The sequence below is a fragment of the Bradyrhizobium sp. 17 genome, from assembly GCF_023073515.1.
Taxonomy (GTDB): domain Bacteria; phylum Pseudomonadota; class Alphaproteobacteria; order Rhizobiales; family Xanthobacteraceae; genus Bradyrhizobium; species Bradyrhizobium canariense_D.
Map to the genome: position 1 here is coordinate 51,806 of NZ_JADPJQ010000120.1, position 11,553 is coordinate 63,358.

The 11,553-nt window shown below is 64.7% G+C and carries 13 protein-coding genes; 7 read left to right on the forward strand and 6 right to left on the reverse strand.

Annotation, left to right across the window (positions count from 1 at the left end; genetic code table 11):
- Window positions 1-46 precede the first annotated feature (46 nt).
- The gene (locus IVB13_RS29380; protein ID WP_018458457.1) at window positions 47-394 is read right to left on the reverse strand and encodes a DUF3307 domain-containing protein; all 348 of its coding nucleotides are present in this window, start codon (window positions 392-394) and stop codon (window positions 47-49) included.
- 401 nt (window positions 395-795) lie between these two features.
- Between IVB13_RS29380 and IVB13_RS29385 the strand changes: the two genes are divergently transcribed.
- The 4 genes from IVB13_RS29385 (at window position 796) to IVB13_RS29400 (ending at window position 4,617) form a co-directional block, all read left to right on the forward strand.
- On the forward strand, window positions 796-2,241 hold the full coding sequence (locus IVB13_RS29385; protein ID WP_026233586.1) for a TAXI family TRAP transporter solute-binding subunit: 1,446 nt from the start codon (window positions 796-798) through the stop codon (window positions 2,239-2,241).
- A gap of 122 nt (window positions 2,242-2,363) precedes the next feature.
- Window positions 2,364-2,582 carry a hypothetical protein gene (locus tag IVB13_RS29390; RefSeq protein WP_018459453.1) on the forward strand — a complete coding sequence of 73 codons (219 nt, stop codon included), beginning with the start codon at window positions 2,364-2,366 and terminating at the stop codon, window positions 2,580-2,582.
- Between the two features lie 108 nt (window positions 2,583-2,690).
- Window positions 2,691-3,800: a cyclic nucleotide-gated ion channel gene (locus IVB13_RS29395; RefSeq protein ID WP_026233815.1), complete on the forward strand. Its 1,110-nt coding sequence runs from the start codon at window positions 2,691-2,693 to the stop codon at window positions 3,798-3,800.
- A 31-nt stretch (window positions 3,801-3,831) separates the two neighbouring features.
- The gene (locus tag IVB13_RS29400; RefSeq protein WP_018459451.1) at window positions 3,832-4,617 is read left to right on the forward strand and encodes an enoyl-CoA hydratase/isomerase family protein; all 786 of its coding nucleotides are present in this window, start codon (window positions 3,832-3,834) and stop codon (window positions 4,615-4,617) included.
- On the opposite strand, the gene IVB13_RS29405 is transcribed toward IVB13_RS29400, so the two are convergent.
- Entirely contained in the window at window positions 4,618-5,052 is a 435-nt protein-coding gene (locus IVB13_RS29405; RefSeq protein WP_018459450.1) for a DUF6157 family protein, read from the reverse strand.
- Between the two features lie 17 nt (window positions 5,053-5,069).
- On the reverse strand, window positions 5,070-5,714 hold the full coding sequence (locus IVB13_RS29410; RefSeq protein ID WP_026233814.1) for a glutathione S-transferase family protein: 645 nt from the start codon (window positions 5,712-5,714) through the stop codon (window positions 5,070-5,072).
- 81 nt (window positions 5,715-5,795) lie between these two features.
- Between IVB13_RS29410 and IVB13_RS29415 the strand changes: the two genes are divergently transcribed.
- Complete coding sequence (locus tag IVB13_RS29415) at window positions 5,796-6,815, forward strand: YafY family protein (RefSeq protein WP_085361649.1); 1,020 nt, start codon at window positions 5,796-5,798, stop codon at window positions 6,813-6,815.
- Between the two features lie 99 nt (window positions 6,816-6,914).
- Complete coding sequence (locus IVB13_RS29420; protein ID WP_018459448.1) at window positions 6,915-7,148, forward strand: hypothetical protein; 234 nt, start codon at window positions 6,915-6,917, stop codon at window positions 7,146-7,148.
- Window positions 7,149-7,216: 68 nt separating this feature from the next.
- On the opposite strand, the gene IVB13_RS29425 is transcribed toward IVB13_RS29420, so the two are convergent.
- The 3 genes from IVB13_RS29425 to IVB13_RS29435 form a co-directional block, all read right to left on the reverse strand.
- A complete protein-coding gene (locus tag IVB13_RS29425) occupies window positions 7,217-8,164 on the reverse strand; it encodes a fatty acid desaturase (protein WP_018459447.1) in 948 nt (315 codons plus the stop codon).
- A 15-nt stretch (window positions 8,165-8,179) separates the two neighbouring features.
- Complete coding sequence (locus tag IVB13_RS29430) at window positions 8,180-9,196, reverse strand: alpha/beta fold hydrolase (RefSeq protein ID WP_018459446.1); 1,017 nt, start codon at window positions 9,194-9,196, stop codon at window positions 8,180-8,182.
- 154 nt (window positions 9,197-9,350) lie between these two features.
- Window positions 9,351-10,154, reverse strand: a complete 804-nt coding sequence (locus tag IVB13_RS29435) for a hypothetical protein (protein ID WP_018459445.1) — start codon at window positions 10,152-10,154, stop codon at window positions 9,351-9,353.
- A 190-nt stretch (window positions 10,155-10,344) separates the two neighbouring features.
- On the opposite strand from IVB13_RS29435, the gene IVB13_RS29440 reads away from it, so the two are divergent.
- Entirely contained in the window at window positions 10,345-11,547 is a 1,203-nt protein-coding gene (locus tag IVB13_RS29440) for an MFS transporter (RefSeq protein ID WP_026233813.1), read from the forward strand.
- Window positions 11,548-11,553: the final 6 nt, after the last annotated feature.

Below are 11,553 nucleotides of genomic sequence, written 5' to 3' on the forward strand. Positions count from 1 at the left end.
TGTGGATGCCGATGGACGACCACCTACGCGCCGAGGCCGCCAGCGGTCAGTTCGCCGCCATGAAGATGGAGAGGCCGAAGCCAGTCAGATGGTGCAGGGCCTGGTCGACACCGATCAGGGTCCAGAACCAGGGATGCGCAAGATCGACACCGAAATTGGCTGAGACGAGGCCCTTGGCGCGGTCGATCGTGATGTGGATGACGAAGTCGATCAGCGCCACAAACCAGAATTTCGGCGCCACGATCAGGATCAGCGGCAGCGCAACCGCAAGGTGAACCAGGCAGTGCACCAGGAGCGGCAGGGCCCAGCCGTGCTTCTGGTCCTTGCCGTGCGCCATCCAGGCGGTCTGGAGGACGAAATCGGCGATGATGTGCTTGAACGTCAGCAGCAACATCCAACCAATGAGGGCTTCGACCGGAACCGCCGATGACAGAGGTGGAAACGACAAGGCGCCCTCGTTGACGTGACAAGAAGAATTGGAGCGTTCAGCGCAATCTCTTCCTGGACCGGTCAAATCGCCGGGACTTGCGATTTATGACACCTCCCGCGGCGGAATGCAGCCGGGGGGAACCGGAAAATCGCCAACTGTGGCTAACTGGTGATAGGATGACCAATCGCCGGGGCCGAGTTGAGTAAGGTTACCTTCGGCTCGGAATTTGCATTCCGCGGCCTGCGCGCTACCATCGTCAGTAGAGAATATCGTTCTTTTTTCAGACGTTTACGAATTACAGGGCGACCGCAGCGATCACATCCGCAAGCCGCCCGCCACCGGAAGCATAAGGCCAGAGTGCTGCCATGAGTACTGAGGGCCCGACCTCATCGCCGATCGAGCCACCGCCCCGGCGACCCAAGGTGATCAAGACCAATCAGCAGCAGGTCTTCCTCTACGTCGTGCTGACCCTGCTGTTGTCGCTTGCCACCGTCTGGGGCGGCCGCATGCTGGTGCACAATTCGGAGACGCTGACCTTTGCGGTCGGCGCCCCCAACAGCGACGAGGCGCTGTTCGCAGCCAAGCTCGCCGCCGTCCTGAAGAACAACGCCTCGCGCTTCCGGATCAAGATCGTCAACAACGCCGACAACGCCAAGGCGATCGCCCAGTTCGATCGCAAGCAGGCCGACCTCGCGGTGCTGCGCACCGACGCCAAGGTGCCGCTGCGGGCACGCACGCTCGCGATCCTCGAGCACGATATCGTGCTGCTGCTCGGGCCCGGAAACAAGAAGATCAAGTCGCTCGCCGAGCTGAAGAAGAAGAAGGTCGCCGTCGTCGCCGACAACGACTCCGCGCTCGTCTTCGTCCGCGGTATCCTCGACGTTCCGGAGGGTGCGGACGCGGGGAGGATCCGGATGGCGCCACAGGGCGCTACACTCGACAAGCTGTTCGCGCCGGCGAGCGGCTTTGGCGCAGTCGTCGCCATCGTCCACGCCTCGCGGGCGGTGCGGGACAAGGCGTATGAGCAGGTCGCCAGGCGCGGCGGCTTCACGCTGAACGCGATCGACGAGGCGAAAGCGCTGGCGCGCAAGATCCCCGGCATTTCCAGCGAGACGCTGACGGCGGGCACGCTGTCTGCATCGCCGGAAATTCCCGGCGACGATCTCGACACGATCGGGCTCGAATGGTTGCTGGTCGCCCAATCCAGGATGTCGCCGACGGCGGCCGGGGAGCTCGCGCGCACCGTCTACGAGAACAAGTCCGCGCTCGGGCTCGACAGCGGCTTTGCCACTAGGATCGAGCCCGCCTCCGTCGAGAAGGACGCCTTCGTGATGGCGCATCAAGGGGCGGCCGACTACATCAACGACGACACCAAGTCGTTCATGGATAAGTACAGCGACCTGATGTATCTCGGCGCTGCCGCGCTCAGCGTCATCGGCTCGATCTTCGCCGCGATCTACGCCAAGATCACCCGGATCGCGCCGGAGAAGGCCAGCGAGCTGGCCACCGCCATCCTCGACATCGGCGAGCGGATCGAACATGCGCATTCGCTCGACCAGCTCGAATGTCTCCAGGACGAGCTGGAAGGCATTTTACGCGGCGCCGTCATCGGCCTCAGAGACGGCACGATCAGTACCGACGGGCTCGACACCTTCAAGCTCGGCTACGAATTCGTCCGCGACGAGATCGGCATGCGCCGCGACTATCTCAAGCGCCATGCGGGCGCGGGCGAGAAGGCCGCTCAGGATGTGGCCCCTTCCCAGCACGACGAGAGCAATGTCGTGGTGGTGAAGACAGCTCAGAGTGCCTGACCCATCAATTTGAGGACCTACGGCGACGCCTTGCCGGCACGTCTTCGAGCGACCGGGGGCCCTAGGCCGGGAACCGTCCCTGTCCACAACCGTTTGTTCTCGGATCAACCGGAGACCGCGCCATGCGTGCACTCCTCATCATCTTCCTGCTGGGAATGTTGGCCGCGGTTGGCTATTTCGTTTATTCCGCGATGGCGGTCGAGGGCGAGCCGATCCCGACGGAAGGCTACGTGGCGCTGGCGTTGGGGGCCGGTTTTTCCGTTCTTGTCGGCATCGGCTTGATGGTGCTGCTGTTCTTCAGCAGCCGTCGCGGCTACGACGAACCGCCGCATTTCAAGTAGCGGCGCGTGGTCCGGCGGACCGTCGTTGACGGCCTCGAGCCGGGCAGGCACTTTGGCAGCGAGGTTCCAGCCGGGGACCGCAAAGACGAAACTGAGCCGCCTGCTCGCATGTCCAAGCCGCTGATCTCCGCTCTGGCCCAGTTCGCGGCCGCCACGGCCGGCCGCAACATGACCAGGGCGGCCTATGTGGCCGTCGCCGTCGGCGTGCTTGCCATGGTGCTCCTGACGGTCAACCCGGCCTATGAGACGGCACATCGCTGGGTCGACGCCCTGCTTTGGACCTGTCTCGTGTACTTCGTATACGAATGGGTGGTCCGGCTGCGCCATATGACGCGACAGGGGCGCCTTGCACTCTACATGTCCTCCTCCGCCGGGCTGGTCGACGCGGTCGGTGCGTTGGCCGTGCCGGCCGCGCTGATTCTCGGGATCGAGCCCAGGACGGCGTGGCTGCTCAGCGTGCTCTGGGTGCTGAAGGTGGTGCCGGGCATTCCCGGCCTGCGGCAGCTCCGCCGCGTGCTGGTGCTGGAATCGGGGCCGCTGGTCAGCGTGCTCGTGATCTTCCTGATGGTGGTCTTCCTGGCCTCGGTTGCCGAATATTTCCTGGAGCGGGACGTGCAGCCGCAGACGTTCGGCAGCGTGCCGGCCGCGCTGTGGTGGGCCGTCGCAACCCTGACGACGACGGGCTATGGCGACGTGGTGCCGGTGACGCCGCTGGGCCGCATGGTGGCGGCGCTGGTGATGATCTCCGGCCTCGGTGTGTTCGGCCTCTGGACCGGTATTTTGGCGACCGGCTTTGCCGCGGAGACCCGGCGCGACAATTTCCTCAAGACCTGGGAATCCGTCAGCAAGGTGCCGTTCTTTGCAGCGCTTGGACCGGCCGCCATCGCCGACGTCACCCACATGCTGCGCACCATGGAGCTGCCGGCGCGCACCATGATCATCCGCAAGGGTGCGCAGGGCGACTGCATGTATTTCATCGCCGCCGGCGAGGTCGAGGTCGACCTGCCCGGCAAGAAGGTGCGGCTCGGCGATGGCGCCTTCTTCGGCGAGATGGCCTTGCTCGGCAACAATTTGCGCGGCGCCAACGTCTCGACCACCAAGGTGTCGCGGCTTCTTGTGCTCGACCTCGTCGACTTCCGCGTGCTGATGGCGCGGCATCCCGATCTCGCCGAGACCATCGATGCCGAGGCGAAGCGGCGCACGCTCGAAAACAAATAAATGGCGACAAGCAAAATAAATGGAGACAAGAATGTCGGACACAGCCGACGCAGCCACTGGCCCGGTGCTCGAACTCGTTGGCGCACGCGCCACCATCCGCCTCAACCGGCCCAAACATCTCAACCGGCTCCAGGCCGAGGATCTCGGCGAACTGGTCAAACTGTTCGACCGGGTCGAGGCCGATCCTGCTATCCGCGTGCTGGTGCTGACCGGCACGGGGCGCGCCTTCTCCGCCGGCTATGACCTCAATTCCGTTGCCGAGCGCGCGGTCAGTGCGAACGAGCAGCAGAGCGCGGGATCGGCGTTCGAGGTGGTCGTCAACCGGCTGGAGGATCTCGGCGTCCCCACGATCTGCCGGCTCAACGGCGGCGTCTATGGCGGCGCGACCGACCTCGCGCTTGCCTGCGACTTCCGCATCGGCGTCGATACCGCCGAGATGTTCATGCCCGCGGCACGGCTCGGGCTGCATTACTACAGCAGCGGCATCAAGCGTTACGTGACGCGGCTCGGCGTCGACAATGCAAAAAAACTGTTCCTGACCGCGCAAAAGATCAGCGCGCCGGAGATGCTGCGGATCGGCTATCTCACCGACATGGTGGCGTTGGAGTTTCTGGACGAGGAGGTCGACAGGCTCGCTGCGATCCTCGCCGGCAACGCGCCGCAGGCGATGCGCGGCATGAAGCGCGCCATCAACGAATTCGCCCGCGGCGAATTGGACGCGCAAGCCGCCGATCAGCGTCACCGCGACAGCATGCGCGGCGACGAGATCAAGGAAGGCATCAAGGCGTTCGCGGAGAAGCGACCGCCGAAATTCTGATCAAGCCCGCTTCGACCGCATCGCGCGCACCTGCGTGAGCCTGGGATCGCGGGCAAGCGCCTTGTAGTGTTTGCTCTCGATGGGATAGATCGCGATCCGGCCCTTGCTATCGGCATGAACGCCCCAGCCGAAGCGCTTGCCCAGGCTCGACGCCCTCATGCACGCCTGCCCTCGGGAGAAGAACGCTTCGCGGGCCGCCTGCTTCTCCGTTTTCGTCGCCTTCACGGCGAGTTCGCGTCCCGACGCAGAGGTCGCGAAGATCACGTCGTCGGACGTGTATTTGTAAGGCGCCTTGGCGATCATCCCGTATTGCAGGCACGCCACCGTCGGCTTTCCCGCGCGCAGCGGCGGCTCTTCGCCGGTACGCGCAGGACAATCTTCAGCAACCTGGATGAAGGTGTTGAAGCAGTTGGTCGTGTGCACCGGCTTCGTCATCTGCAACCCCGGTTCATTCAACCGCCAGCCGCCGCAGCATGCTGCGCCGCCATCTCAGCGTCCGCTGCGTTGATGCGCTGGAACGCGGGCCGCGAGGTCATGCGTTCGGCATAGCGGACGAACACGTCCTTTTTCGGCACAATGCCGAACATCATGGTCCAGCTGAACGCGACGCCCCACAGCACGTCGGCGCCCGTCATGCGCTCGCCGAGCAGATACGGGCCCTTCGACAGCTGCGCCTCGAGCGCGCCGAGCATGATGTCATAGTCGGCATACGGCGATTGCGTGATCGGTGCCGGCTCGCGCTGCATGAACTTGTCGATCAGGGCCGGCTCGAACGAGGCGCCGTAATAGGCGATCCAGCGCAGATACGGGCCGCGCAGCGGATCGTTCAGCGCGGGTGTCAGCCCCGCCTGCGGAAACAAATCGGCTAGATAGATGGTGATCGCGACCTGCTCGGTCACCAGCGCGTTGCGGTGGTGGATCGCCGGCACCTTGCCGAGCGGGTTGATGGCGAGATAGGCCGGCTGGCGCTGCTCGCCGGCCTTCATGTTGAGGACACGAAGATCATAAGGCGCTCCCAGTTCCTCCAGCAGCACCCGCGTGCCGGTGGCCCGGGTTTGCGGCGAATAATACAGCGTGATGCGGTTCGGATCAGTCATGGCGGTCTCCATCTGCCGGCTGGCGATGGCGTTGTAGCGGACCATACCTGACATCCTGTGTCAGGTATGGTTTAAGGAATCATGCGCGCGAGCCGGATGCTGTCGATCCTCACCACCCTCCAGGCCAAGGGGCAGGTCACCGCGCCCGAGCTCGCGCAGGCCTGCGAAGTCTCGGTGCGCACGATCTACCGCGACATCGACGCGCTCGCGGCGTCCGGCGTCCCCGTCTATGCCGACCGCGGGGCGGAGGGCGGCTATCGCCTGCTCGACGGCTATCGCGTGCGGCTGAACGGTCTGTCGCAGAGCGAGGCGGAAGCGCTGTTTCTGGGGGGATTGCCGGGCCCAGCGGCGGCGTTCGGGCTGGATGCGGCGATGATCGCCGCACAGAACAAGCTGATGGCCGCGCTGCCCGCCAATTTGCGCGAAGACGCCGGACGGATGCAGGAGCGCTTTCACCTCGACGCGCCGGGCTGGTTCGGCGAGGCGGAAGAACCGAAGCATCTGCGCACGATCGCCGCCGCGACCCTGCGCGGGACACTGATCAAGATCCGCTACCAGAGCTGGCGCGCCGAGAAGCAGCGTCGCGTCGCGCCGCTCGGTCTCGTGCTGAAAGGGGGCAGCTGGTATCTCGCAGGTCTGGTCGACGGCAGCGTGCGGACCTATCGCGTCGCGCGCGTGCTCGACTGCACCGCGCTCGACGATCGGTGTGAGCGGCCCGCCGGTTTCGATCTCGCCGGCTATTGGCGGGATGCAACGCTGCGTCTTGAGGCCGAGATGCATCCCAATGTCGCGATCGTTCGGCTGTCGCCCTTCGGCGTGAAACTGCTCGATGCCCTGAGCCAGCCTTACGTCAGGGCGCGTACGCAGCTCGAAGAGACCGCGGATGCGGACGGCTGGCGCATTGCCAGAGTGCCGACCGGCAAGACGTCATGGCATGCCGCCGCCGAATTGTTGCGGCTCGGGCCCGAGGCCGAAGTGCTGGAGCCGGCCGACCTGCGCGAGAAGATGGCCGAGCTGACAGAGGCGATGGCTGTGCGCTATCGCGCGGCGCGGAAAACAGGACGGCGGCGCGACGCGCCGCGACCGACGAAACACTCCTGAAACACGATTCTCCCCGCGCTGCATGAACGCATTCGCGTTTCGGCTCGACCGAGATGCAGGGACACAACAACGGCCCTTACGCCAAACTGGAGAATGAAAATGTTTCGTAAGCTTGCACTTGGTCTGATCGCCGCCGGCTCGCTCGGCGTTGCCGCTCTCGCCCCCACCGCCGCGTCGGCCCACGGCTTCCACCATCACTGGGGTCACGGCTGGGGCTTTGGCGGGGTCTACGTCAACAGCGGCGTCAACAATTGCTATCAGGAGCGCGTCGTCCAGACCCGCCACGGCCTGCGCGTCCGCGTCGTGAACGTCTGCGCATACGGGATCTACTGATATCCCGCATTCACGACAAAGCCCCGATCGCACCGCGATCGGGGCTTTGCGCGTCGATTTTTCTTCCGCTAGCCGGCCTGTCTATGTCGCCGAAACCAGGCCCAGGTCTCGCGCGTCGTCCGGATGTAGCCGCGGCCACGATGGACGATTTCGCCGTCGACGATCCCGTTCAGCTTCGGCAGTGCGTGGAACGGGATCGAGGGATAGGCGTGATGCTCGACATGGTAGGGCATGTTCCACGCGATCCATTTGACGATCGCGCCGGTGTAGGTGGTGCGGGTGTTCTGGAATGCGCTGCGGGTACGCTCGCAGCCGGTGTGCTCGGCGTAGAGATAGGGACGCAGGAAGAACTGCCCAATGATCAACGGCACGATCCAGACCCAGAGCAGCAGCGCCGACGAGAACCACAACGACAGCACGAGCAGCAGCGCATAGAGCGCGACATAGGCGCGCGCCTCGGTGACGATGATGGCGCGCCTGTTCTCGGGGATCCATGGCACGACGACCTTGCCGGTGACGGCATGGCCGAGCATCAGCCACAGGCGGCCGGCGACCTGAAGCACGCCGCTATAGGCGAGCGCGAGCTGCGTGTCGGATTTCGGCTTCACGCCGACGACGAGCTCCGGGTCCCTCTCGGGGTCTTGGGTGTAGCGGTGATGGTCCCAGTGAAACAGGCAATAATATTCGTAGGGCAAGCCGATGATGAAGCCCGAGAGATAGCCGACCACGAGGTTGAGACCGCGACTTTTGAACGCGGTCTTGTGCGCGGTCTCGTGCACGGCCATGAACAGGAAGGCGACGAGATAGCCCTGCACCGCCATCAGCGGCAACGCCCAAAGGATACCCCAGGTCGTCGAGACCCGCCAGATCAGCGCGCCGACCAGTACGACCATGCCGTAATGGCCGAGGCTCTGCACGGCGCCCCTGAGGTTGGACCGCACCGACAGTTCACGCAGCATCGCCGGCGCCAACGGCTTCAGCCGATGGCCGGAGTCTGAAACGGTTGCGTCGCTCATGATCGGATGCCTGCCCTACTTGCCGAGAAGCTCCGCGATCTCGGCCTTGATGAAGGCCCGATCGCGCGGATTGTTGATGGGGTTGCCGGCGCGATGGCCGTGCAGCGACGGGATCGGATGCAGCACCGCAGAGCGCGCATTGACCAGCCGGCCGAGTTCGTCCTCGTTGTCGCGGACGTCGAAATAGCGGTCGGTCGCACCGGGCATCAGCAGCATGTGGGCCGTGATCGCACCGAGCGCGCGATCGAAATCGCCGTTGAATGTGGCGCAGCGACTGATATCTCCGTTCTGCCAGATCCCGATCTGAGCCAGGAGATCGTTGGCATCGCGCCGGGCAAACGCCGCGTCCCATGTGCGGACGAGATAGTCGTCCAACGAGGTGAAGCCTGCTTCGCGCCAGATCTCGTCGCGATAGAAACCGTGCGACATCGCCCAACCCGCGTAGACTCGCCCCATGGCGCGATAGCCTGCGACGGGCTTCTCGGCGAAGCGGCCGTCACGGAAGGCGGGATCGGCGGTCAGCGCGGCCTTCACACTTTCCAGGAAGACGTAATTATAGGGCGCACAACGGGCACTGCCGCAGACGACGGCCGCCCGTTCGACCATATCGGGATGCAGCGCCGCCCAGTGATAGGCCTGCATGCCGCCCATCGACCAGCCATAGACCAAGGCTAGCTTCGAGATGCCGAACCGCTCGGTGAGCAGCCGATGCTGGACCGCGATGGCATCGTGATAGCTCACGATCGGGAACGGCGCGGCGGTATTCGACGGCGAGGACGACAGGCCGTTGCCGAACAGGTTCGGAATCACGATGAAGTAGCGCGTGGGGTCGAGCACGCCGTCGGGGCCGATCAGCCACTCGGTGTCGGTGTGCTGCGCGCTGAACGAGGTCGGATAGAGAATGACATTGTCCTTGTCCGGACCGAGCGTGCCGTAGGTCTTGTAGGCGAGCTTGAGCGAAGGGACGACGGCCCCGGACCGGAGCGTGACGTCGCCGGCCTCGAAGATCTCGTAGTCGCGCCCTGCCGTCATGGACCGAACTCCCGCTCACGCGGCGAGCGCGCCGCGGAAACAGCGATGCATCGATCATGCCGGTCCCGCAGACGCATCGTCGCGTAACGCTTAATAACTGTACTTATAGTCCATTTATTGTGGATCAGCAAGATAAATCCCGTCGCGAGCCGGCTTAGGCGATGGCGGCCAGGTAGCGCGCGACAGAGGCCGCGAAGGCGGCCTTGGCGCCTGCGGCGATGTTGCGGTCCCACCAGGCGCCGTAGATGCGATCGAAGGCCAGCGGCTCGACGGCAGCCGCAATCCGTCGCACTGCGGCGGCATTGAGTGGCATGTAGTTCGGATATGAGTACATGAAGCTGACGAAGCGGCGATCCATCGTGACCTGCGCGATATCGCCGGTGAGCAGCGCGCCCCTGCCGTCCGCACCCCTCGCATGGTGCAGCATGGTGGCGCCGGCGAAGTGACCACCGGTGCGCAGGAGCAGCACATCGTCGGAGATGCGATGGTTTTCGCCGGTCCAGTGCACGATCGACGCATGCGGACGCGTCACCCATTGGCGATCATCGGCGTGCAAATAGACCGGCACCCCGCCGAACGCCTCGCTCCAGTCGGCGAGCGCGCCATAGTAATGCGGATGCGAGATCGCGATCGCCTTCAACCCGCCGAGCGACCGCATATGCGCGATCGCCTCCGGCGTCGCCAGCGGTACGCAGTCCCACATCAGCCAGCCGTCCGCGAGCGGCACCAGCAGCGCCCGCTGGCCGATCGCAAAACTTGGCTCGAGCGCGATGCCGGTCAAGCCGAGATCGTCGCGCCAGGCCAGGCAGTGACGTTCCGAGAGCGCCTCGCGCGTGAGGAAAGTCTGGCCCTTCCAACCGACGTATTGCCGCTCGTCCTCGCAAATCTGACAGGCCGCGGGCGGATTTTCGCCATCCGGGAATTGCGCGCCGCAGGTTTCGCAGGTCCAGAGAGGCATGCCGTACTCCCAACAGAGACAATCCAACGTCAATAAGGAATTGCTGGCCGTAACTGCAAGGCCCGCCTCCGGGCAAGGGCTGGAACCAACCCGATCAGCACTCGTTAATGCCTCGTCCGCGCCAGAACGATTGGCTGAAAGGATTATGTCCCACCCGCCGTATTCCGGCTGAGACGACGTTTTGGTATCGATGACATCGCGGTCCCCCTCCTCGTCTCGTATCTGGCCCCTGTTCGCTCTCAACTTCTTCATGGCCGACATGCAGTCGGGCATCGGCCCTTTCGTCGGCGTCTTCCTCCAGGAGCGCGGCTGGGCGAGCGGGTTGATCGGTACCGCGATGACGATCGGCAATGTCGCGGGCATGCTGATCACCACGCCGATCGGCGGCTTCATCGACGCCAGCCGCAACAAGCGCATGTGGGTCGTGATTCCCGGCATCTGCGTGGTGCTCGCCTCCGCGATCATCCTGATCTCGCAAAATTTCTGGGCGGTGACGTTCTCGCAGATCGCACAATCGCTGGCGAGCGCCGCGATCGTGCCCGCGGTCACCGGCATCACGCTCGGCATCGCCAAGCAGAAGGGCTTCAACGCGCTCAACGGCCGCAACCAGGCCTTCAACCACGCCGGCAACATGGTCGGCGCCGCGCTGTCGGGCTATCTCGGTTACAAGTTCGGCTATGTCTCGGTGTTCGTGCTGGCGGCGGTGTTCGGCGCCATCGCGATCGCCTGTGTGATGATGATTCCGGCCAAGGCGATCGATGATCGCGCCGCGCGCGGCAGCAAGGAGGACGATCCCGACAGCGCGCCGGACGCGTTCACGATGCTGCTCAAGCACCGCGCGCTGCTGGTGCTGGCACTGGCGCTCGCGCTGTTTCATCTCGGCAATGCCGCCATCGTTCCGCTCTATGGCCTGGCGGCGGTCGCCGAGGGCCAGGCCAACGGCCCGAGCTTCGTCGCGACCATCGTGGTGATCGCACAAGGCGTCATGGTCATCACGTCGCTGATCGCAATGAAGGCGGCGAGCAAGCGCAACTACTGGCCCATCATTCTTGTCTCCTTCATGTTCCTGCCCATCCGCGGCGTGCTCGCCTTCTTCGTCACGGGATGGTGGGGCGTCGTACCGATGCAGGTGCTCGACGGCCTGGGCACCGGACTCCAGACGGTTGCCGTCCCCGGCATGGTCGCGCGCTCGCTCAACGGCACCGGCCGCATCAATCTCGGCCAGGGTGCCGTGATCACCGTGCAGGGTGTCGGCGCGAGCCTCAGCCCCGCGCTTGGCGGCTGGATCGCGCAATGGATCGGCTACGGCCCGACATTCCTGCTGCTCGGCGGTTTCGGCCTCGCGTCCATGGCGCTGTGGTTCGCGTTCGGCGCCCACGTGAAGAAGTATTGAGGCGCG

Excerpts from the sequence above, each read along its gene's own strand:
- IVB13_RS29380 (WP_018458457.1), bottom strand. The coding sequence starts at position 394 with ATGTTGCTGCTGACGTTCAAGCACATCATCGCCGATTTCGTCCTCCAG.
- IVB13_RS29385 (WP_026233586.1), top strand. The coding sequence starts at position 796 with ATGAGTACTGAGGGCCCGACCTCATCGCCGATCGAGCCACCGCCCCGG.
- IVB13_RS29390 (WP_018459453.1), top strand. The coding sequence starts at position 2,364 with ATGCGTGCACTCCTCATCATCTTCCTGCTGGGAATGTTGGCCGCGGTT.
- IVB13_RS29395 (WP_026233815.1), top strand. The coding sequence starts at position 2,691 with ATGTCCAAGCCGCTGATCTCCGCTCTGGCCCAGTTCGCGGCCGCCACG.
- IVB13_RS29400 (WP_018459451.1), top strand. The coding sequence starts at position 3,832 with ATGTCGGACACAGCCGACGCAGCCACTGGCCCGGTGCTCGAACTCGTT.
- IVB13_RS29405 (WP_018459450.1), bottom strand. The coding sequence starts at position 5,052 with ATGACGAAGCCGGTGCACACGACCAACTGCTTCAACACCTTCATCCAG.
- IVB13_RS29410 (WP_026233814.1), bottom strand. The coding sequence starts at position 5,714 with ATGACTGATCCGAACCGCATCACGCTGTATTATTCGCCGCAAACCCGG.
- IVB13_RS29415 (WP_085361649.1), top strand. The coding sequence starts at position 5,796 with ATGCGCGCGAGCCGGATGCTGTCGATCCTCACCACCCTCCAGGCCAAG.
- IVB13_RS29420 (WP_018459448.1), top strand. The coding sequence starts at position 6,915 with ATGTTTCGTAAGCTTGCACTTGGTCTGATCGCCGCCGGCTCGCTCGGC.
- IVB13_RS29425 (WP_018459447.1), bottom strand. The coding sequence starts at position 8,164 with ATGAGCGACGCAACCGTTTCAGACTCCGGCCATCGGCTGAAGCCGTTG.
- IVB13_RS29430 (WP_018459446.1), bottom strand. The coding sequence starts at position 9,196 with ATGACGGCAGGGCGCGACTACGAGATCTTCGAGGCCGGCGACGTCACG.
- IVB13_RS29435 (WP_018459445.1), bottom strand. The coding sequence starts at position 10,154 with ATGCCTCTCTGGACCTGCGAAACCTGCGGCGCGCAATTCCCGGATGGC.
- IVB13_RS29440 (WP_026233813.1), top strand. The coding sequence starts at position 10,345 with ATGACATCGCGGTCCCCCTCCTCGTCTCGTATCTGGCCCCTGTTCGCT.